This window comes from Streptomyces sp. NPDC050121 (assembly GCF_044460385.1).
In the GTDB taxonomy this organism is placed as follows: Bacteria; Actinomycetota; Actinomycetes; order Streptomycetales; family Streptomycetaceae; genus Streptomyces; species Streptomyces soliscabiei.
Genome location: NZ_JBITJV010000005.1, coordinates 165,242 through 185,352, shown reverse-complemented (window position 1 = coordinate 185,352; position 20,111 = coordinate 165,242). Strand labels below are relative to the sequence as shown.

General features: G+C 71.1%; 15 protein-coding genes. 11 read left to right on the top strand and 4 right to left on the bottom strand.

Annotated elements, in window-relative coordinates; all coding sequences use genetic code 11:
* Positions 1-37: 37 nt before the first annotated feature.
* The gene (locus ACIBTS_RS10430) at positions 38-3,007 is read right to left on the bottom strand and encodes a tetratricopeptide repeat protein (RefSeq protein WP_399318194.1); all 2,970 of its coding nucleotides are present in this window, start codon (positions 3,005-3,007) and stop codon (positions 38-40) included.
* Positions 3,007-4,863, bottom strand: a complete 1,857-nt coding sequence (locus ACIBTS_RS10425; RefSeq protein ID WP_399318192.1) for an HSP90 family protein — start codon at positions 4,861-4,863, stop codon at positions 3,007-3,009. The genes ACIBTS_RS10430 and ACIBTS_RS10425 overlap by 1 nt, the downstream gene beginning before the upstream one ends.
* A gap of 166 nt (positions 4,864-5,029) precedes the next feature.
* On the opposite strand from ACIBTS_RS10425, the gene ACIBTS_RS10420 reads away from it, so the two are divergent.
* The 8 genes from ACIBTS_RS10420 (at position 5,030) to mutM (ending at position 13,485) form a co-directional block, all read left to right on the top strand.
* Positions 5,030-8,266: a helicase-related protein gene (locus ACIBTS_RS10420; RefSeq protein ID WP_399318190.1), complete on the top strand. Its 3,237-nt coding sequence runs from the start codon at positions 5,030-5,032 to the stop codon at positions 8,264-8,266.
* A gap of 122 nt (positions 8,267-8,388) precedes the next feature.
* A complete protein-coding gene (gene rsmD / locus ACIBTS_RS10415) occupies positions 8,389-8,976 on the top strand; it encodes a 16S rRNA (guanine(966)-N(2))-methyltransferase RsmD (RefSeq protein WP_319670437.1) in 588 nt (195 codons plus the stop codon).
* Positions 8,977-9,002: 26 nt separating this feature from the next.
* A complete protein-coding gene (gene coaD, locus ACIBTS_RS10410; RefSeq protein WP_079659254.1) occupies positions 9,003-9,482 on the top strand; it encodes a pantetheine-phosphate adenylyltransferase in 480 nt (159 codons plus the stop codon).
* 58 nt (positions 9,483-9,540) lie between these two features.
* A complete protein-coding gene (locus ACIBTS_RS10405; RefSeq protein WP_399318189.1) occupies positions 9,541-10,653 on the top strand; it encodes a cell division initiation protein in 1,113 nt (370 codons plus the stop codon).
* A gap of 150 nt (positions 10,654-10,803) precedes the next feature.
* Entirely contained in the window at positions 10,804-11,448 is a 645-nt protein-coding gene (locus tag ACIBTS_RS10400; protein WP_319341144.1) for a YceD family protein, read from the top strand.
* Between the two features lie 2 nt (positions 11,449-11,450).
* Positions 11,451-11,624: a 50S ribosomal protein L32 gene (rpmF, locus tag ACIBTS_RS10395; protein WP_007493396.1), complete on the top strand. Its 174-nt coding sequence runs from the start codon at positions 11,451-11,453 to the stop codon at positions 11,622-11,624.
* Between the two features lie 19 nt (positions 11,625-11,643).
* Positions 11,644-12,468, top strand: coding sequence for a ribonuclease III (gene rnc / locus ACIBTS_RS10390; protein ID WP_319670435.1), 825 nt, complete (start codon positions 11,644-11,646; stop codon positions 12,466-12,468).
* 96 nt (positions 12,469-12,564) lie between these two features.
* Positions 12,565-13,485: a bifunctional DNA-formamidopyrimidine glycosylase/DNA-(apurinic or apyrimidinic site) lyase gene (gene mutM, locus ACIBTS_RS10385; RefSeq protein ID WP_399318186.1), complete on the top strand. Its 921-nt coding sequence runs from the start codon at positions 12,565-12,567 to the stop codon at positions 13,483-13,485.
* On the opposite strand, the gene ACIBTS_RS10380 is transcribed toward mutM, so the two are convergent.
* Positions 13,458-13,859 carry a helix-turn-helix domain-containing protein gene (locus tag ACIBTS_RS10380; RefSeq protein ID WP_079659249.1) on the bottom strand — a complete coding sequence of 134 codons (402 nt, stop codon included), beginning with the start codon at positions 13,857-13,859 and terminating at the stop codon, positions 13,458-13,460. The two genes, mutM and ACIBTS_RS10380, sit on opposite strands and share 28 nt — an antisense overlap.
* Before the next feature lie 170 nt (positions 13,860-14,029).
* Complete coding sequence (locus ACIBTS_RS10375) at positions 14,030-15,205, bottom strand: CAP domain-containing protein (protein ID WP_399318184.1); 1,176 nt, start codon at positions 15,203-15,205, stop codon at positions 14,030-14,032.
* 197 nt (positions 15,206-15,402) lie between these two features.
* Between ACIBTS_RS10375 and ACIBTS_RS10370 the strand changes: the two genes are divergently transcribed.
* From ACIBTS_RS10370 to smc, 3 genes are all read left to right on the top strand, one after another.
* Positions 15,403-15,684, top strand: coding sequence for an acylphosphatase (locus ACIBTS_RS10370; protein WP_079659247.1), 282 nt, complete (start codon positions 15,403-15,405; stop codon positions 15,682-15,684).
* A gap of 380 nt (positions 15,685-16,064) precedes the next feature.
* On the top strand, positions 16,065-16,268 hold the full coding sequence (locus ACIBTS_RS10365; RefSeq protein WP_079659246.1) for a hypothetical protein: 204 nt from the start codon (positions 16,065-16,067) through the stop codon (positions 16,266-16,268).
* Positions 16,269-16,542: 274 nt separating this feature from the next.
* A complete protein-coding gene (smc, locus tag ACIBTS_RS10360; protein WP_399318181.1) occupies positions 16,543-20,097 on the top strand; it encodes a chromosome segregation protein SMC in 3,555 nt (1,184 codons plus the stop codon).
* The last annotated feature ends 14 nt before the right edge of the window (positions 20,098-20,111 follow it).

Genomic DNA, 20,111 nt, shown 5'->3' with positions numbered 1-20,111 from the left:
TTCTCGTTCCCGGCTTTCCCGCCCCTGCCGGGATCGTTCAACGATCCTTCTGTTCCTCCGCCACCTGCAGCAGCTGCTCCGCCTCGGCCCGCCGCGCGTGCACCGTCTCGTCCTCCCCCTGCTCGCCGCCACCGGCGTCGGCAGAGGCGTCCGCGTAAGCCCTCAGCACCGCACGCGCGCGTGCCGCCGCCGCCGTGGGGCGGCCCAGGTCGCTCTCCAGCCAGCCCGCGGCCAGCTCGGCGCCCGTCCGGGCCTCCAGAGCGCTGTCGCCCAGGGCGACGAACACCGCGACGGCCTCCGCCATCTGGGAGAGCGCCTCGTCCAGGGCGGCCCGGATCGAGTCGTCGTCGGCGTCCTCGGCGGCGGAACGGGCGAGCAGGTCACCGAACTGGCGGTGAGTGTGACCGAGTTCACCGACCAGCCGCAGCCGCGCCTCCTCGTCGTCCGCCGCGTCGAACGCGTCCGCGCACTCCTCCACGGCACGCGTCATCAGGTCGCGTGCCGCGTCCGTCCCGTCCTCGGTGCGCAACGCCAGCCACGCGCGGGCGCGCAGGGAACGGACCAGCCCGTGGACGTTGCCAAGGTCGCGCCACAGCTCGCCCGCGCGCGCGTAGGCCTGGTCCGCCTCGGTGTGCAGGCCGGCCTGGCCGAGCGACTCGGCCGCGAGGTGGGCGAGCGTCGCGTGGTCGTGCTGCTCGGGCCAGTGCCGGGCGATCTCGGCGGCCTGGAGCCGGCGCTCCGCGGCGTCCCGGTGCTCCCCGAGCTCGCTCAGACAGTCACCGAGCCACCACTGCGTCTGGACGACCGCGCCGTCGCCGTGCGTCTCGGCGGTCAGGTCCGGCAGCGCCGACTCCAGGACCTCCGCGGCCTCGGCCCAGCGGCCCTGCCGCACCAGGAACCCGCCGAGCTGGTGGCGTGCCCACGCGCCGAACGTCGGGCCGGCGCCCGCCTCGTCGGCCCAGTGCGCCGCCTCCAGGGCGTGCTCCGCGGCCTCGGCGGCCTGCCCCCGGTCCCCGACGACCTCGGCGAGCTGGAGGTGCAGCTGGGCCCGCCCGACCGCCTCCAGGAACGGTCCGCCGTGCTCCAGGGCTGCCCGCAGCGCCCGCTCCGCCTCCACCATGTCGCCCAACTGGTGGGCGAGACCCGCCAGCCGGGCCTCGTACTCCACGGCGAACCACGGCAACCCCGCCTCGACGAACTCCGCCGCGGCCCGCGCCAACAGCTCCGCGCCCGCCTCCGGATCCCCGGAGTGCGTCGCGAGCTCCGCGAGCATCGCGTGCCCCTCGGCGACCCGGGCGGCCAGCCGTACGTCGTTCCCGGCCCGCCCGTCCACCAGCGCCAGCAACTCCCGTACGGCCGCCTCCGCCTCCGTCAGCACCGTCTGCGGCACCTGCCCGTCGGCCTCGTGGACACGCCGCATCAGGATCCGGGCCCGGCCCATCAGCACGCCCGCCGCCTGCGGCACCTCCGTGCCACCGTCGGCGTACAGCGCGAGGACCAGGTCGTAGGGGTCGGCGACCGCCGCGAGCGCCTCGTCGACCTCACCGGCCAGCGCACGGATGTACGCCGCACGCGCGCGTGCCGCCAGAGCCTCCCCGGGGTCGCCCGCCTGCGCGTACAGCTCGGCGGCCTGCTCGAACGTTTCCGCGCCCTCGGGGCCCAGACCGATCGCCTCGTGGTCGGCGATCTCCGCGCGGTCGCGCGCCGCCAGCTCCACGCCCTCCGACTCCTTCGCCAGCCGCGCCACCCGCGCCCACGCCTCGACGGCGTGCGGCTGCAGGGCGTCCGACAGCTGCCGGGCCTCGACGATCAGGGCCGACAGATCCGGTTCGTCGGCCTCCTGGGCCGGGGCCGGGGCCATGGGCGGCGCGGCGGCCACGACGGCGGCTGGGCGAGCCGCCCGCACGCCCAGGGGCAACCGCTCCACCAGGGGCCGCTGCGTCATCCGCGCGCGTGCCCGCTCGCTGACGTGCCCCGTGCCGTTGCGCTCGTCGAACCGCGCGGCCAGCGCAAGGGCCTCCGCGCGCGCGTGCGCCGCGAGTTCGACGGCCGTCCACTCCCGCCCGGCCGTCCCCGGCACCCGCTGACCGCCGAGCCCGAGCTCGGTCAGGCGCTCCATGAGCAGGACCACGACGCTCAGGAACTCCAGCCTGCTGCGCGGCTGCCCCTCGTCCGTGAAGTACGCAGGCCGCTCCGCGAGCAGCTCCAGACCCCGCGCCTCGTTGCCGGTCAGCGCGCAGAACTCGACGTGGTCGGCGTAGGCGCCCCGCATGCTCTCCATGGGCCGCACCAGCCGGAAGCCCCGCAGATGATGGGCGCGGGCCTCCTCCACACGCCCCAGCCGCAGCAACGGCACCAGGGACGACGCGAGCACCGTGTGCGGCTCGTGCGCGCACGTGTACTCGCCCTCCAGGACAGGCGCCCACACCTGAAGCGCCTCCGCGTCCCGCCCCCGCTCCGCCTGCCACCAGCCCTGCCCGTGCAGCTCGCACGCGTGACAGTCGGCCATGGTGTCCCGGTCCGCGGCCATCCAGGCGGCGAACGCCCGCTCCGCGCGCGGGACGTCCCCGACATGCGCGGCCACACTGAACTCGGCGCTGCGCACCGCCCGCTCCGAGTGCCCGGCGAGCCGGTAGCGGTGCTCCATCTCGCCGAGCCACTTCTCCACCGACGCCAGTGGCACGTGCGGCTGGTCGAGCATGCCGGCCGACATCCACTTGAAGACCCAGTGCAGCGAATGCGTCTCGTACTCGTCGAAGTCCTCGGGCCGCTCGTCCCACAGGCGCAGCAGCCGCGCGAACGGGACGAACATCTTCGCCTTCTCGGAGCTGTAGTTGTAGACCTTCAGCTGATGCCCGAGCGCCTCGATCACCGCGAGCGGGATGTTCAGCTTCTCGGCCTCCAGCAACAGCTGCTCCGCGCGCGCGTTGCGGGCCGGCCCCTCCGGCTGCTCGCCGTTCTCCGCCATCGCCCGGCGGAGGGAGTCGAAGTCCGTGATCTCACTCATCAGTGGTCCCCCTGCCCCTGTGTCGACTCCCCCGGTGCGGACTCCCCGTGCGTGGCCCACTCCAGGAGACCGATGAACGCCCGATTCAGCAGCGCCGAGTCCGCGGGCCGCAGCGGGCGCTGTGCCATCAGCAGCGCCTGACCGTACAGCGACTCCGTGGCGGTGCCGATCAGTTCGGGATCGTTCAACGAACTGATCCGCCGGATCAGCGGGTTGTGATGGTTGAGCACCAGACGCGCGCGGGGGGCGCTCCCGCGCAGCGAGCCCAGGATGCCCGCCCACAGATCGTCGGCCTGCGCCTCGGCCTCCGCGCGCGCCTGTTCGTGCCGGGCCGCCCGGTCGTCGAGATGCAGCGCGGGCACCGACAGCGGATGGAAGGCCCGCAGCGCGATGTCGCAGCCCAGCGGGTCGAGCTTCGCCCGCGCGGCCGCCAGGAAGCCTGCCAGCGCCAGCTCGTCGGCCGGATCGACGGCGTCCAGATGGGCGGTCACGGTGTCCGCGTCCAACTCGGCGACCACCGTCCCCGGCCGCACCGACGGCAGTGCCTCGACCAGCTCGCTGTCGTACGTGTAACCGCCGTTGATCACCCCGACGCCCTGGGCGGACGCGATCGCCGCGACCTGCCGGTACTCCTCCACGGTCCGCGTGAAGTGGACCACCGGGTGCCGCTGCGCGAACTCCTCCAGCGACAGCCGCCCGTCGGTCGTCTCGAAGGGCAGCCACGGCAGCATCGTGCGCAGCATCTCCCTGTCGTGCCGCGCCAGGGACTTCACGCCGAGGTGATGCACCTCGAGGAAGGCCGCGAGCCGCTCCGGATCACCGGCGGCCAGACCCGTCAGCCACGACCGGATCCTTTCCCCCAGCGCCTCCCGTACCGCCGACAGCGTCTCGTCCTCGTACAGCGACTCCCGTGAGGCCGTCGGCCGCAGACTGTCGGTGTCCAGGACACAGCGCACGAAGAACGCCCAGTCGGGCAGCAGCTGTTCTCCGCGCTCGGTCAGCAGCATGCCCTTGAGGTGCACCCGGTGCCCCGCCCGCTGCGCGGGGCTGACCGCCGACGGCAGCACGTACGCCACCCCGCGGATCCCCGCCAGCGGCACATCCAGCTCGACGGAGTCCAACGGCGTGAACCCGAACAGCTCATGACAGTGCCGGGCCAGCGCCACCCGCCGGTCGGCGGGGGAGGCGTACGCCCGGTCCCAGGGCGCGGGCAGATCGGTGACCGCCTCCTCGCCGACACGGACGTCGTACGGCAGCAGTGAGCCGAAGTCCCGTGCCAGCGCCAGCACCCGTGGCTCGGCGAGCCACTCCCCGGCGCCGGCCCGCGCCACCAGATGCACGGTCGTGCCCGGCTCGGGCCGCTCCTCGTGGGGCAGCGTCCGCACGGTGTACGAGCCGTCGTCGCGGGCCGTCCACTCCACGGGCGGTGCGTCCGGCGTACGGGCGCTGCGGCTGACCACGCGGATCCGCTCGGCGACCACGAAACAGGCCAGCAGCCCGATGCCGAACTGGCCGAGGAAGTCCGAACGGACGTCCTGCAGCCCCTCGGCGCGCTTGGAACTGCGCCCGATCGTGGCCAGCAGGGTGTGCACATCGGCCTCGGTGAGCCCGACGCCGGAGTCCTCCACCCGCAGTCCGCCGTCCGCGGCGAACAGCCGCACCCGGGCCGGGGCGTCGGGCTCGTCGGTCCGCCGGGCGGTGATGGCGTCCACGGCGTTCTGCAGCAGTTCGCGCAGGTAGACCTTGGGACTGGAGTACAGGTGATGGGACAGCAGGTCCACCAGACCACGCAGGTCGACCTGGAACGTGTGAGGTGACGGAGATGCCTGGGATGACTGTGAGGTCTGGGAGTCCATCGCTGCAGCGCCGCGGGCTGGGGACGAGCACGGCGCGGGGTCGGGCGGTCCCGATGGGGCGGTGACCGCGGATGATGGCCGGAGCGCGCCATCCTAGAGCCCGAACGAGCCGTCTGACCAGGGGTTTCAGGACACGTATACGGCAATGTCAGTGGCGTGGTGTGCAATGGATCTCGTGCCCGCACTGGAAGAACCACTGCAACAATCCCTCAAGTCAGTGCTCGGCCCCGCCACCGCGAAGGTGATGGCCGAGCACCTCGGCCTGCACACCGTCGGCGACCTCCTGCACCACTACCCCCGCAGATACGAGGAGCGCGGCCAGCTCACCCACCTCGCCGACCTCCCCATGGACGAGCACGTCACCGTGGTCGCCCAGGTCGCCGACGCCCGTCTGCACAGCTTCGCCTCCGCCAAGGCCCCCCGGGGCAAGGGCCAGCGCCTGGAGGTGACGATCACCGACGGCAGTGGCCGACTTCAGCTGGTCTTCTTCGGCAGCGGCGTCCACAAACCCCACAAAGAGCTCCTGCCCGGCACGCGCGCGATGTTCGCCGGCAAGGTCTCGGTCTTCAACCGCCGCCTCCAACTGGCCCACCCGGCCTACGAACTGCTGCGCGGCGACCCGGGCGAGGCCGACGAATCCGTCGAGACCTGGGCCGGCGCGCTCATCCCGCTCTACCCCGCCACCGCCAAACTGGAGTCCTGGAAGATCGGCAAGGCGATCCAGACGGTGCTGCCCAGCGCCCGAGAAGCCGTCGACCCCCTGCCAGCCGGCCTTCGCGAGGGCCGCGGCCTGGTCACCCTCCCCGAGGCCCTCCTCAAGATCCACCGCCCGCACACCAAGGCCGACATCGACGACGCCCGCGCCCGCCTGAAGTGGGACGAGGCCTTCGTCCTCCAGGTCGCCCTCGCCCGCCGCCGCCATGCCGACGCCCAACTCCCGGCCGTCCCCCGCAGGCCCGCCCCCGACGGCCTCCTCACCGCCTTCGACGCCCGCCTCCCCTTCACCCTCACGGACGGCCAGCAGAAGGTCTCCAAGGAGATCTTCGACGACCTGGCGACGGACCATCCGATGCACCGACTGCTCCAAGGGGAGGTGGGCTCGGGTAAGGCCCAGCCGCTTGACTCACTTGTCCTCACACCCGCTGGCTTCCGCCGTATGGGCGATATGAGGGTGGGCGACGAGGTCGTCGTGCCTGACGGGGAGATCGCGCTGATCGACGGCGTCTTTCCACAAGGCATGCGCGATGTCTGGCGCCTGGTCCTTTCGGACGGCAGCTCCGTCGAGTGTGACGACGAGCATCTCTGGATCGTCGGCACCAGTTGCGGGTGGCACCGTGGCCAGGCTCCCAAGGTCATGACGACTCGCGAGATTCGGCTGGACACCTTCAAGGCCAACGGATCGTCGAAGTGGTACCTCCCAGCAGTCACCCCGGTCGATCTCGGCGACGATTGTGGGCCGCCTCTCGATCCCTACCTGTTCGGACTTCTGCTGGGAGACGGCTCATTCCGGCACAACCTGCGTCTGTCCACGGTCGATGCCGAGATCAGTGATGCGGTCGCGACCGCCGTGGCACCCGAATGTCGGCTGGTTCCGGTGAGCGGTTCCCGCTGCGATTACACGATCCAGCTGACCCGCCACGCGGGTGGCGTACGCAATCCAGTGATTCAGGCCGTGCGGGAACTGAACCTTTGGGGTGTGACGTCGCATGGCAAGTTCGTTCCCGACGAGTTCAAGAACACATCGATCAAAAACCGTCTCGCTGTGCTCCAAGGGCTCATGGACACGGACGGCACAGTCGACAAGGGCGGCCTCAGCATTTCCTTCTGCTCCGCCTCGCGGAGGCTCGCAGAGGACGTCGCGTGGCTGGTCCGCTCCCTGGGCGGCCGGGCGCGAATCCTGCCGAAGCGGGCGGCGTTCAATGTCTTCGTGTCCCTGCCCGACGGGTACGCCCCGTTCAGGCTGAGGCGAAAGGCCGAACGGGTAGGTCCCCGCTCGAAATACAACACGTTCCGACGAGGGATTCGGGCGGTCGAGTATGTGGGACGCAAACCCGTACAGTGCATCAGCGTCGCGCACCCCAGCCACGCCTACGTCACTGACAACTTCACGGTGACTCACAACACGATGGTGGCCCTGCGCGCCATGCTCGCCGTCGTCGACGCCGGCGGACAGGCCGCCATGCTCGCGCCCACCGAGGTCCTCGCCCAGCAGCATCACCGGTCGATCGTCGAGATGATGGGCGAGCTCGCCGAGGGCGGCATGCTGGGCGCGGCCGAGAAGGCCACCAAGGTCACACTGCTCACCGGCTCCATGGGGACGGCCGTCCGGCGTCAGGCCCTGCTCGACCTGGTCACCGGCGAGGCCGGCATCGTGATCGGCACGCACGCGCTGATCGAGGACAAGGTCCAGTTCCACGACCTCGGGCTGGTCGTGGTCGACGAACAGCACCGCTTCGGCGTCGAACAGCGCGACGCCCTGCGCGGCAAGGGCAAGCAACCCCCGCACCTGCTCGTCATGACGGCCACGCCCATCCCGCGCACCGTCGCCATGACCGTCTTCGGCGACCTGGAGACCTCCGTCCTCGACCAGCTCCCGGCCGGCCGCTCGCCGATCGCCAGCCATGTCGTCCCGGCCGCGGACAAACCCCACTTCCTGGCGCGCGCGTGGGAGCGCGTGCGCGAGGAAGTGGGCAACGGCCATCAGGCGTACGTCGTCTGCCCCCGGATCGGCGACGAGGAGGACGACCCGAAGAAGGCCAAAAAGTCTGCGGAGGACGAGGCGGAGAAGCGCCCGCCGCTCGCCGTCCTGGAAATGGCCGACCAGCTCTCCAAAGGCCCCCTCCAGGGGCTCCGGGTCGAAGTCCTGCACGGTCGCATGCCGCCCGACGACAAGGACGCCGTGATGCGCCGCTTCGCCGCGGGCGACACCGACGTCCTGGTCGCCACGACCGTCATCGAGGTCGGCGTCAACGTTCCGAACGCCACCGCGATGGTGATCATGGACGCCGACCGCTTCGGCGTCTCCCAGCTGCACCAGCTCCGCGGCCGGGTGGGGCGTGGCTCGGCCCCCGGCCTCTGCCTGCTGGTGACGGAGATGCCGGAGGCGAGCGCGGCCCGCCAGCGCCTCAACGCGGTCGCCGCCACCCTCGACGGCTTCGAACTCTCCCGCATCGACCTGGAACAGCGCCGCGAGGGCGACGTCCTGGGCCAGGCCCAGTCGGGTGCTCGGACCAGCCTGCGGGTCCTGGCCGTCATCGAGGACGAGGAGATCATCGCGGAAGCGAGGCAGGAGGCGACGGAGGTCGTGGCGGCAGACCCCGAGCTGACAAGCCTGCCTGGACTGCGGACGGCACTGGACGCCCTTGTGGACGAGGAAAGGGAGCAGTACCTGGAAAAGGGGTGAGCCGACCCGCCCAGGGGCGCGGGGCCGCATTGAATATGCGGCTACCGCCGCGCGAGCGCGAGCAACCACGACGGACCAGCTGCCAAACTGATTCCGTAACCGCCCCCGAACAAGGACCGAAGATGACCCGCGTGATCGCCGGCAAGGCCGGGGGCCGCCGCCTGACCGTCCCACCCGGCAACGGAACCCGCCCCACCTCCGACCGCGCACGCGAAGGGCTCCTCTCCACTTGGGAATCGCTCCTCGGCGGGCCCCTGGACGGCGAACGTGTCCTCGACCTCTACGCGGGCTCGGGCGCCGTAGGACTGGAGGCACTCTCCCGGGGGGCCGCCCACACCCTCCTCGTCGAGGCAGATGCCAGAGCGGCCCGCACCATCCGCGAGAACGTCAGGAGTCTCGGCCTCCCCGGCGCCGAGGTGAGGTCGGGCAAAGCCGAACAGATCATCCGGACACCGGCGCCGACAGCCCCGTACGACATCGTCTTCCTCGATCCGCCGTACGCCGTCACAGATCACGATCTCCGGGAGATTCTCCTCACACTCCGCTCGGGAGGCTGGCTCGCGCCGGAGGCGATCGTCACCGTGGAGCGCAGCACCAGAGGCGGGGAGTTCCACTGGCCGGACGGCTTCGAAGCGCTCCGGGCCCGTCGCTACGGCGAGGGAACGTTTTGGTACGGTCGCGCCGCCTCTACGTGCGAAGACGCGCGATGACCCGACCGGAGAGCGAGGGACCACAAGTGCGCCGTGCCGTCTGTCCCGGGTCGTTCGACCCGATCACCAACGGACACCTCGACATCATTTCCCGCGCCTCCCGTCTGTATGACGAGGTCTATGTCGCGGTCATGATCAACAAGTCCAAGAAGGGCCTGTTCGAGATCGACGAGCGGATCGACCTGATCCGCCAGGTCACCGCCGAGTACGGCAACGTCCGCGTCGAGGCCTTCCACGGCCTCCTCGTCGACTTCTGCAAGCAGCGCGACATCCCGGCCATCGTCAAGGGCCTGCGCGCGGTCAGCGACTTCGACTACGAGCTGCAGATGGCCCAGATGAACAACGGTCTCTCGGGCGTCGAGACGCTGTTCGTGCCCACCAACCCCACCTACAGCTTCCTCTCCTCCTCCCTGGTCAAGGAGGTCGCTACCTGGGGCGGGGACGTCTCCCACCTCGTTCCGGCGATCGTCCTGGAGGCGCTCAACGAACGCCTGCGGGCGGACTGATGGGGCTACAGTCGTCCCGTCCGTCTCCAACACAGCTGTAGAGAGTGGCGAGCAACCGGTGGACGTGCAGAAGAAGCTCGACGAGATCGTCACGGCGGTCTCCAGTGCCCGGTCGATGCCGATGTCGGCCTCGTGCGTGGTCAACCGCGCGGACCTGCTCGCCCTGCTCGAAGAGGTGCGCGCGGCCCTGCCCGACTCGCTCGCCCAGGCCCAGGAGCTGATCGGCGGCCGGGACCAGATGGTCGAGCAGGCCCGCCAGGAGGCCGAGCAGATCATCTCCACCGCGCACGCCGAGCGCGGCTCCCTCATCTCCGACACCGAGATCGCCCGCCGCTCCCAGGCCGAGGCCGACCGCATCCTCGCCGAGGCCCGCAAGGAGGCCGAGGACGTCCGCGCGGAGGCCGACGACTACGTCGACTCCAAGCTCGCGAACTTCGAGGTCGTCCTCACCAAGACGCTCGGCTCCGTCGGCCGCGGCCGCGAGAAGCTCCTCGGCACCGGCCCGGGCGTCGACGAGAACGGCTACGAGGACGAGGACGCCCCCGAGCGCAGCCACGACCCGGAGACCCTGCGCCGCGACGCCGACACCTACGTCGACGCCAAGCTGGGCGCCTTCGAGGCCGTTCTCGCCAAGACCCTGGAGGCGGTCGGCCGCGGCCGTCAGAAGCTGCACGGCCGCATCGCCACGGACGACCTCGGCGTGCTCGCCGACGACAGCACCACGTTCCAGCACTCCTCCGACGCCGACTACCTCGCCGACCTGACCGCCCTCGCCGAGCAGGACGCGGCGGCGGCCGGCCAGCCCGCCCAGCAGCCGTACGAGCAGCCGCAGGGGGCCTACGCCGCCTACCAGCAGCAGCCGGACCCGTACGCCGACGCCTACGGCCGGCAGCAGGGCTACGGCCAGCAGGACGCGTACGGCTACCAGCAGGCCGACCCCTACTCCTCCACCTTCGAATACGGTCAGGCGGCAGGAGCCTCCCACCAGGGCTATGACACGCAGCAGGCCGCCTACGACCCCCACCAGGCCGCGCAACAGCCCCAGCAGTCGCACCAGCCCCAGCAGCACCAGTCCCAGCAGGGGTACGCGCTCGACGAGACCAGCCTCTTCGACACCGGCATGATCAGTGCCGAACAACTGCGCGCCTACGAGCAGGAACGCGGCCTGTAGGACCTGCCGGAACGGGGTCGCGCCCACCCGATTGGGCTGTGGGCGAAAGCTCCAGTATCCTGGCTCTTCGGTCGTGTGTACGTCCGCGATCACCGCTGCCCGGGAACACCGAAGGGCGGCGGCCCCGAGCTCAGCAGATCGAAAGCAGGAATGGCCCTGAACGCCCGCCTCGACCACCGCAAGCCTCTCGTGTTCGACACGCACGAGCTGGGGCGGCGGCCCGGTGCGCTGCAGCGCCTGACCCGCGAGATCGACGCTCCCAAGGATCTCGGGATCCAGGGAGTGATCGGAGTGCCGGAAGGCGCTCCGGTGGAGCTCGAACTCCGGCTCGAGTCGGTCATGGAAGGGGTGCTCGTCACAGGCACCGTCCGTGCACAGGCCGAGGGGGAGTGCGTAAGGTGTCTGGAGCCGCTGGAGCTGGAGCTCGAAGCGGACTTCCAGGAGATGTTCTCGTACCCTGACGCCGATGACCGGGGCCGCCCCAAGGCGGAGCCGGTCGACGACGCCGAGGAAGACGAGGACAGGCTCTTCATCGAGGACGGCCTGTTCGACCTCGAGCCCGTGCTGCGCGATGCGGTGGTGCTCGCACTGCCGATGCAGCCGGTGTGCCAGGACGACTGCCTGGGCCTGTGCTCCGAGTGCGGAGCGCGGCTCACGGACGACCCGGACCACCACCACGACGCCGTCGATGTTCGTTGGGCGGCACTGCAGGGACTCGCCGGTTCACTCGGAGACGGCGAGAAGGACGAGATGAGCGGCGCCGAAGCGGGCGTCGACGAGAAGCAGGAGAAGTAGCCGTGGCTGTTCCGAAGCGGAAGATGTCGCGCAGCAACACGCGCCACCGCCGGTCGCAGTGGAAGGCTGCGGTCCCCACCCTGGTTGCGTGCGAGCGCTGCCACGAGCCCAAGCTGCAGCACATCGCGTGCCCGTCTTGTGGCACCTACAACAAGCGCCAGGTCCTCGAGGTCTGAGCGGCTGGTGAGAGGCTCAATGTCTGACGCCAAGAAGCAGTCTCTCCGCGCAAGCGGAGGTGGCCCGGCGGAGAACACGGCCTCGTCCCACACGCTTCTGGAAGGGCGGCTCGGCTATCAGCTCGAGTCCGCCCTTCTGGTGCGTGCGCTGACCCACCGTTCCTTCGCATACGAGAACGGCGGCCTGCCGACGAACGAGCGGCTGGAGTTCCTCGGGGACTCCGTGCTCGGCCTCGTCGTCACGGACACGCTGTACCGCACCCATCCCGACCTGCCCGAAGGCCAACTGGCCAAGCTGCGGGCCGCGGTGGTCAACTCGCGTGCGCTGGCGGAGGTCGGTCGCGGCCTTGAACTCGGCTCCTTCATCCGGCTCGGCCGGGGTGAAGAGGGCACGGGCGGCCGGGACAAGGCATCCATCCTCGCCGACACCCTCGAAGCGGTGATCGGCGCGGTCTATCTCGACCAGGGCCTCGACGCGGCCTCCGAACTGGTGCACCGCCTGTTCGACCCGCTGATCGAGAAGTCCTCGAACCTCGGTGCCGGCCTGGACTGGAAGACCAGCCTCCAGGAGCTCACCGCGACCGAAGGGCTCGGCGTCCCCGAGTACCTGGTCACGGAGACCGGCCCCGATCACGAGAAGACCTTCACTGCTGCCGCCCGCGTCGGAGGCGTCTCGTACGGCACCGGCACCGGCCGCAGCAAGAAGGAGGCGGAGCAACAAGCCGCCGAGTCCGCCTGGCGCGCGATCCACGCCGCGGCGGATGAGCGTGCCAAGGCGGCGAAGGCGGCGAAGGCCGTCGAGACCGTCGACGGCAGCCCGGACCCCGAGTCCGCCTCCGCCTGACGAATAGCAGTGCAGTAGAACAGCAGTGCAGTAGAACAGCAGTGCGATAGAGCGCCCGCCGCCCAGCGGGGGCGGGCGCTCCGTACGGGGGATCCCATGCCCGAGTTGCCCGAGGTCGAGGTCGTCCGGCGCGGTCTCGAGCGGTGGGTCGCCCATCGCACGGTCGCCGACGCCGAGGTGCTGCACCCGCGTGCCGTACGCCGTCACCCGGCCGGCGCCGACGACTTCGCGCACCGCCTCAAGGGTCACCGCATCGGCACTCCGAGCCGGCGCGGCAAGTACCTGTGGCTGCCGCTGGAGGACACCGACCAGGCGATCCTGGCCCACCTCGGCATGAGCGGCCAGCTCCTGGTCCAGCCGCACGAGGCCCCCGACGAGAAACACCTGCGCATCCGCGTGCGCTTCGCCGACACGCTGTCATCAGCCTCCCCCACGCTCGAATACGGCTCGCGCGGGGGCACCCCCATCGCGGCGGGGTCCACCGAACTGCGCTTCGTCGACCAGCGCACCTTCGGTGGCCTGTCCCTGCACGACACCACCCCCGACGGCCTGCCGGACGTCATCGCGCACATCGCCCGCGACCCCCTCGACCCGCTGTTCGACGACGAGGCCTTCCACCAGGCGCTGCGCCGCAGACGCACCACCATCAAGCGGGCCCTGCTCGACCAGTCGCTGATCAGCGGCGTCGGCAACATCTACGCGGACGAGGCGCTGTGGCGCGCCCGCCTCCACTACGAGCGTCCGACCGCGACCTTCACGCGTCCGCGCACACTCGAACTCCTGGGCCATGTCCGCGACGTGATGAACGCGGCCCTCGCCGTCGGCGGCACCAGCTTCGACAGCCTCTATGTCAACGTCAACGGCGAGTCGGGCTACTTCGACCGGTCCCTGGACGCGTACGGCCGGGAGGGCCTGCCCTGCAGGCGGTGCGCCACGCCGATGCGCCGGCGCCCGTGGATGAACCGGTCCAGCTACTTCTGCCCGAAGTGTCAGAGGGCGCCGCGCGTCCCGTCGTAGTGCTCGCGGGCCGTGAGGACGTCGCCCATCCGCCCTTCCAGCAGGTGGATGAGGGCGAGGAGGCGCTCGGCCACCTCGCGCCCGAGCGGGGTCAGCTCGTAGTCCACACGCGGCGGGTTGGTGGGCTGGGCCTCGCGATGCACCAGGCCGTCGCGCTCCAGCGAGTGCAGCGTCTGGGACAGCATCTTCTCGCTCACGCCGTCGACCCGGCGGCGCAGCTCGTTGAAGCGCAGCGAACCCTCGTACAGCGCCCCGAGAGTGAGTCCGCCCCAGCGGCCCGTGACGTGCTCCAGCGTGCCACGCGAGGGGCAGGCCTTGGCGAAGACGTTGAACGGGAGGTCCTGGTCCTCCGCGCGCACGTGGGTGATGTTCATGCCCCAAGCCTACGGCACTGCGCATACCATAGGGATGCGCTAACTTTTTGTTAGTGCAGGCGATCCGCTACTGCGGGCCGCGCCTCAGCTGTCGACCGAGGGACCCCGCGCCTTCGTCGCCGGCCGGTCTCCGGCTGCTTGATCGTTTCTGCGAGGTCCGTCGCGCGCGCCTAGTACCCGAAGTCCTGCGTCCACCAGGGTCCGCCGGACCCGAAGTGGACGCCGACGCCCAGCGTCTTGAAGTCGCAGTTCAGGATGTTCGCCCGGTGGCCGGGGCTGTTCATCCAGGCCTCCATGACCGCGGCCGCGTCGGCCTGGCCCCGGGCTATGTTCTCGCCGCCGACGTCGGATATGCCGGCCTTGGCCGCCCGGTCCCACGGGGTCGCCCCGTCCGGGTCGGTGTGGTCGAAGAAGCCTCGCGCCGCCATGTCGTCGCTGAACTTCTTGGCCAGGTTCGACAGTGCGCTGTTCGCGGAGAGGGCGCTGCAGCCGACCTTGGACCGCTCCTCGTTGACGAGCTTCAGTACCTCGGCCGCCGCCTGCGTCTCGGCCGAGACCGTCACCGGCGACTCGGCCCTCTGCGGCGCCTTGGTGACCGTCTTCTTCGACTTGGACGCAGTGCTCCGCGGCTCCTTCGAAGGCGTGGTCTCCGTGGCCTCCGGCTTCTCGGTGGCTGTCTTGGTCGGCGCCGCAGACGAGGTGGAGGTGGAGGGGGTGGGAGAGGCGGGGGACGGGGAGGCGGACCGGCCGGCGTCGCGGCTGGTCGACGTGGAGCCGCGCTCGGTGTCGGCGGAGCCGGACGTGCCGCCCTGCTCGGAGGCGGAGTTGGTCGGCGAGCCGGCGGCGGCCTGGACCTTGTCGCCCGAACCGCTGTCGCCGCCGATCCGGTAGCTGTCGAGGCCGGGCACCACGCCCGTGGCCACGGCGACGGTGCCGATGGCGACCGCCGCGGACACCCCGAGCAGACCCGACTTGACCGGGGTGACGACCCTCTTCTTCCGGCGTCGGCTCGCGCCGCCCCGGCCCGGACCCGCGGGCCCGGCGCCGCCGCCCGGTGTGAAGCCGTCGGCCGCGAACATGGCGGTGTCGGCGTGGCCGTACTCGTCGCGGCCGTAGCCGCCGTGGCCGTACCTGTCCTCCGTGGCGAACAGGTACTCCTGGCTCTTCGCGACGGAGTCGGCGTAGGCCTCCGGGTTCAGATACGGCGCGATCCCCATCGTGGGGCGGTCGTCGGCGTACGAGTCCTGTGGGTTGTTACTGTCCGCGTGCGAGCCGTGCGTCTGTGTGACCCCCGTGGCGCGGCCCGTGGCGGCGCGGCCGGCGGCGGAGCGTCGGTGGCGTCCCATGTCCTTGCCTTCCTCGTCCGAGCGGTGTTCCCAACGGCCGGCCGCGGCCCGGGGCGTCGCGCGCCTACTGGGCCTTCTGGTCAACCTGACTCACTCGATCGAGTGAGTTTCAAATGAGAATCATTGGGTGGGGACGGTACCGCATGGGGCTGAGGGAGGAAGTGCCTCGAGTGACTTTGCCCGGTTAGGTTGCACCCATGAGCGAGGATGTACGGCTGGTCGCCTGGGTGCGCGGACGCGTCCAGGGCGTGGGATTCCGCTGGTTCACGCGGGCCAAGGCCCTGGAGATCGGCGGCCTGAGTGGTTTTGCTCTCAATTTGGCCGACGGACGGGTTCAAGTCGTCGCGGAGGGGACTCGTGAGGGGTGCGAGGGATTGCTGGGGTGGCTCCTGGGTGACGACACGCCCGGGCGCGTGGACGGAGTCACCGAGATCTGGGACACACCGCGCGGCGGCTACGACGGCTTCGCGATCCGCTGAGGAGTCCGCGCGAAGCGGGCCCGGGTAAGCGGAGGGACATGCCACTGGCACCTGCCCCCAGCAGAAAGGGCCAGGTGGTTGCCAAGAACTCCTTGCGGTGGGAGGCTCCGCACGTAAGGATGATCGCCACGCCTCGAGGTCCCCGCAGGAGCCGCAGCGCCGCCGTTTCGGCCGCGCGCCACTGGGATGCCCGCCAATACGGGGCGTGATCGTGTTGACCGTCAAACTTTTTGGTGAGACGCTGAAAGCACCCCGCGCACCTTAGCTGTTTGGCATGGATGAACGGCAGCACGAACAAGATCCTGCCAAGCACCGCGGGTGCGAATCCCTCACGACCCACACCGCTTCGGTCGGTCACTCAGTGTGGAGGACCATCCATCATGGCAAAGGCGCTTCTCGGTTACGTCGGCGGCTCCGACCCGCGACTCCTCGCCGAGATGCGACGGCTCCAGCAGCGTGTACAGGACCTGGAATCCGAGCTCGGACGGATCCAGGCCGAGAACGACGCGCTGACGGCTGCCGCTTCTCACGACTCGCTTCTGGAGAGCATCGACGCACGCCAGGCGGAGCCTGCGCTCACCTGATCGCTGCACCGCTGCACAACGGCACACGCAGTGGTCGGGCGGCTCATATCAACCGCGTCGGACCGCTAAGTTGTCAGAGTTTGCAAGGGACGCTTCGGCGTCCCTTCTTTCTTTGCTTTTTCCCGCCCCCGTCTTCCAGCCCTTGCTCCATGCCCCGACTTTCGCTCCCCCGCGCACCCTTTCAGTCTCTTAACGTTTGGTGTGCCCTGCGCGTTCATGGGTGAAACCGCGGGTTCATGGAGTGAGACACCCCCGGAAGGTAGAGTCCAGCGCCGTGCACCTCAAGGCCCTGACCCTCCGGGGGTTCAAGTCGTTCGCCTCGGCGACCACGCTCCGGTTCGAACCGGGGATCACGTGTGTCGTCGGTCCGAACGGCTCGGGCAAGTCCAACGTCGTCGACGCCCTCAGCTGGGTCATGGGCGAACAGGGCGCCAAGTCGCTGCGCGGCGGCAAGATGGAGGACGTCATCTTCGCCGGCACCACCGGGCGCCCTCCGCTGGGCCGCGCCGAGGTGTCCCTGACCATCGACAACTCCGACGGCGCGCTGCCCATCGAGTACGCCGAGGTCACCATCACGCGGATCATGTTCCGCAACGGCGGCAGCGAGTACCAGATCAACGGTGACACCTGCCGCCTCCTCGACATCCAGGACCTGCTGTCCGACTCCGGCATCGGCCGCGAGATGCACGTCATCGTCGGCCAGGGCCAGCTCGACTCCGTCCTGCACGCCGATCCCATGGGCCGCCGCGCCTTCATCGAGGAGGCGGCGGGCGTCCTCAAGCACCGCAAGCGCAAGGAGAAGGCGCTCCGCAAGCTGGACGCGATGCAGGCCAACCTCGCGCGGGTGCAGGACCTGACCGACGAACTCCGGCGTCAGCTCAAGCCCCTGGGCCGCCAGGCGGCGGTGGCGAGAAGGGCCGCCGTCATCCAGGCGGACCTCAGGGACGCCCGGCTCCGCCTGCTGGCCGACGATCTCGTACGGCTGCGGGAGGCTCTGCGGACCGAGGTCGCCGACGAGGCCGCTCTCAAGGAGCGCAAGGAAGCCGCCGAGCAGGAGCTCAGGAAGGCCCTCCAGCGCGAGGCCCTCCTGGAGGACGAGGTCCGGCAGCTGACGCCGCGCCTCCAGCGCGCCCAGCAGACCTGGTACGAACTGTCCCAGCTCGCCGAACGCGTCCGCGGCACGATCTCGCTCGCCGACGCGCGCGTGAAGAGCGCCACCTCCACGCCCCCGGAGGAGCGGCGCGGGCGTGACCCCGAGGACATGGAGCGGGAGGCCGCACGCGTCCGCGAGCAGGAGGCCGAACTGGAGGCCGCCCTGGAAGCGGCCCAGCACGCTCTGGACGACACCGTCGCCCACCGCGCCGACCTGGAGCGGGAGCTCGCCGCCGAGGAACGCCGCCTCAAGGACGTCGCCCGGGCCATCGCCGACCGCCGCGAGGGCCTGGCCCGGCTGAACGGCCAGGTCAACGCGGCCCGTTCACGCGCCGCCTCCGCCCAGGCCGAGATCGACCGCCTGGCCGCCGCCCGTGACGAGGCCCAGGAACGGGCCGTCACCGCGCAGGAGGAGTACGAGGCCCTGAAGGCGGAGGTCGACGGCCTCGACGCCGGCGACCAGGAACTGGGCGAACAGCATGAGACGGCCAGGCGGCGACTCGCCGAGGCGGAGGCCGCCCTCACCGCCGCCCGCGAAGCGGCCACGACAGCCGAACGCCGGCGCGCCGCGACGCAGGCCCGCCACGAGACGCTGGCGCTGGGCCTGCGCCGCAAGGACGGCACGGGCGCGCTGCTCGGCGCCCGGGACCGCCTCGGCGGCCTGCTGGGCCCGGCGGCCGAACTGCTGACGGTGACCCCGGGATACGAGGTCCCGCTCGCCGCCGCCTTCGGGGCCGCGGCGGACGCCCTCGCCGTGACCACCCCGTCCGCCGCCGCCGAAGCGATTCGCCTCCTGCGCAAACAGGACGCCGGCCGGGCACCGCTGCTGCTCAGCGGCGCCCCCGAGGCCGCGGCGCAGGAGCCCCGGCCGGACGGCCCGCCGTACGCCGCCGATCTTGTCCGTGGCCCCGCCGAGCTGATGCCCGCGGTGCGGCGGCTACTGCGGGGGATCGTCGTCGTCGGCACGCTGGAGGACGCCGAGGAACTCGTCTACGCGCGGCCCGAGCTCACCGCCGTCACCGCCGAGGGCGACCTGCTCGGGGCGCACTTCGCGCACGGGGGGTCGGCCGGGGCGCCGTCGCTGCTGGAGGTGCAGGCGTCCGTCGACGAGGCCGCCGCCGAGCTCGAAGAGCTGGCCGTGCGGTGCGAGGAGCTGACCCGGGCGCAGCACGCGGCCGGCCAGCGGCGCAAGGAATCCGCCGCGCTCGTCGAGGAGTTGGGGGAGCGGCGGCGGGCCGCCGACCGGGAGAAGTCGGCCGTGGCCCAGCAGCTCGGGCGGCTCGCGGGCCAGGCGAGGGGCGCCGCGGGCGAGGCCGAGCGGTCCGCCGCCGCCGCGGCGCGGGCGCAGGAGGCGCTCGACAAGGCCGTAGAAGATGCCGAGATGCTCGCCGAACGGCTGGCCGTCGCCGAGGAGATGCCGGTCGAGGAGGAGCCCGACACCTCCGTGCGGGACCGGCTCGCCGCCGACGGGGCCAACGCCCGCCAGACCGAGATGGAGGCGCGGCTCCAGGTCCGTACGCACGAGGAGCGGGTCAAGGGGCTGGCCGGACGGGCCGACTCGCTGGACCGGGCCGCGCGGGCGGAACGCGAGGCACGCGCGCGTGCCGAGCAGCGGCGGGCGCGGCTGCGGCACGAGGCCGCCGTCGCGCAGGCCGTGGGCTCCGGCGCGCGGCAGCTGCTCGCACACGTCGAGGTGTCCCTCGGGCGCGCCGAGGCGGAGCGGGTCGCGGCCGACGCGGCCAAGGCGCGGCGCGAGCAGGAACTGGCCGCCGCCCGCTCCGCCGGGCGCGATCTCAAGGCCGAGCTCGACAAACTGACGGACTCGGTCCACCGGGGCGAGGTGCTCGGCGCGGAGAAGCGGATGCGGATCGAGCAGCTGGAGACCAAGGCGCTGGAGGAGCTGGGCGTGGAGCCCGCCGGGCTGGTCTCCGAGTACGGGCCGCATCAGCTCGTGCCGCCCTCGCCGCCCGCCGAAGGGGAGCAGCTCCCCGAGGACCCCGAGGATCCGCGCAACCAGCCGAGGCCGTTCGTGCGGGCCGAGCAGGAGAAGCGGCTGAAGGCGGCCGAGCGGGCGTATCAGCAGCTCGGCAAGGTGAACCCGCTGGCCCTGGAGGAGTTCTCCGCGCTGGAGGAACGGCACAAGTTCCTCAGCGAGCAGTTGGAGGACCTCAAGAAAACCCGCGCCGACCTGCTTCAGGTGGTGAAGGAGGTCGACGAGCGTGTCGAGCAGGTCTTCACCGAGGCGTTCCGGGACACGGCGAGACAGTTCGAGGGGGTCTTCAGCCGGCTGTTCCCGGGTGGGGAGGGCCGGTTGATCCTGACCGATCCCGACAACATGCTCACCACGGGTGTGGACGTGGAGGCCCGGCCGCCGGGCAAGAAGGTCAAGCGGCTCAGCCTGCTCTCCGGCGGTGAGCGGTCGCTGACCGCCGTCGCGATGCTGGTGTCGATCTTCAAGGCCCGACCCAGCCCGTTCTACGTCATGGACGAGGTCGAGGCCGCCCTCGACGACACCAACCTGCAGCGGCTCATCCGCATCATGCAGGAGCTGCAGGAGTCCTCGCAGCTGATCGTGATCACGCACCAGAAGCGCACGATGGAGGTCGCCGACGCGCTGTACGGCGTGTCCATGCAGGGCGACGGTGTCTCGAAGGTGATCAGCCAGCGCCTCCGCTGACCATGCGTTCAAGA

Excerpts from the sequence above, each read along its gene's own strand:
- rsmD (WP_319670437.1), top strand. The coding sequence starts at position 8,389 with ATGACCCGCGTGATCGCCGGCAAGGCCGGGGGCCGCCGCCTGACCGTC.
- ACIBTS_RS10380 (WP_079659249.1), bottom strand. The coding sequence starts at position 13,859 with ATGAACATCACCCACGTGCGCGCGGAGGACCAGGACCTCCCGTTCAAC.
- ACIBTS_RS10420 (WP_399318190.1), top strand. The coding sequence starts at position 5,030 with ATGGATCTCGTGCCCGCACTGGAAGAACCACTGCAACAATCCCTCAAG.
- ACIBTS_RS10370 (WP_079659247.1), top strand. The coding sequence starts at position 15,403 with ATGAGCGAGGATGTACGGCTGGTCGCCTGGGTGCGCGGACGCGTCCAG.
- ACIBTS_RS10425 (WP_399318192.1), bottom strand. The coding sequence starts at position 4,863 with ATGGACTCCCAGACCTCACAGTCATCCCAGGCATCTCCGTCACCTCAC.
- ACIBTS_RS10400 (WP_319341144.1), top strand. The coding sequence starts at position 10,804 with ATGGCCCTGAACGCCCGCCTCGACCACCGCAAGCCTCTCGTGTTCGAC.
- mutM (WP_399318186.1), top strand. The coding sequence starts at position 12,565 with ATGCCCGAGTTGCCCGAGGTCGAGGTCGTCCGGCGCGGTCTCGAGCGG.
- ACIBTS_RS10365 (WP_079659246.1), top strand. The coding sequence starts at position 16,065 with ATGGCAAAGGCGCTTCTCGGTTACGTCGGCGGCTCCGACCCGCGACTC.
- ACIBTS_RS10375 (WP_399318184.1), bottom strand. The coding sequence starts at position 15,205 with ATGGGACGCCACCGACGCTCCGCCGCCGGCCGCGCCGCCACGGGCCGC.
- rnc (WP_319670435.1), top strand. The coding sequence starts at position 11,644 with ATGTCTGACGCCAAGAAGCAGTCTCTCCGCGCAAGCGGAGGTGGCCCG.
- ACIBTS_RS10430 (WP_399318194.1), bottom strand. The coding sequence starts at position 3,007 with ATGAGTGAGATCACGGACTTCGACTCCCTCCGCCGGGCGATGGCGGAG.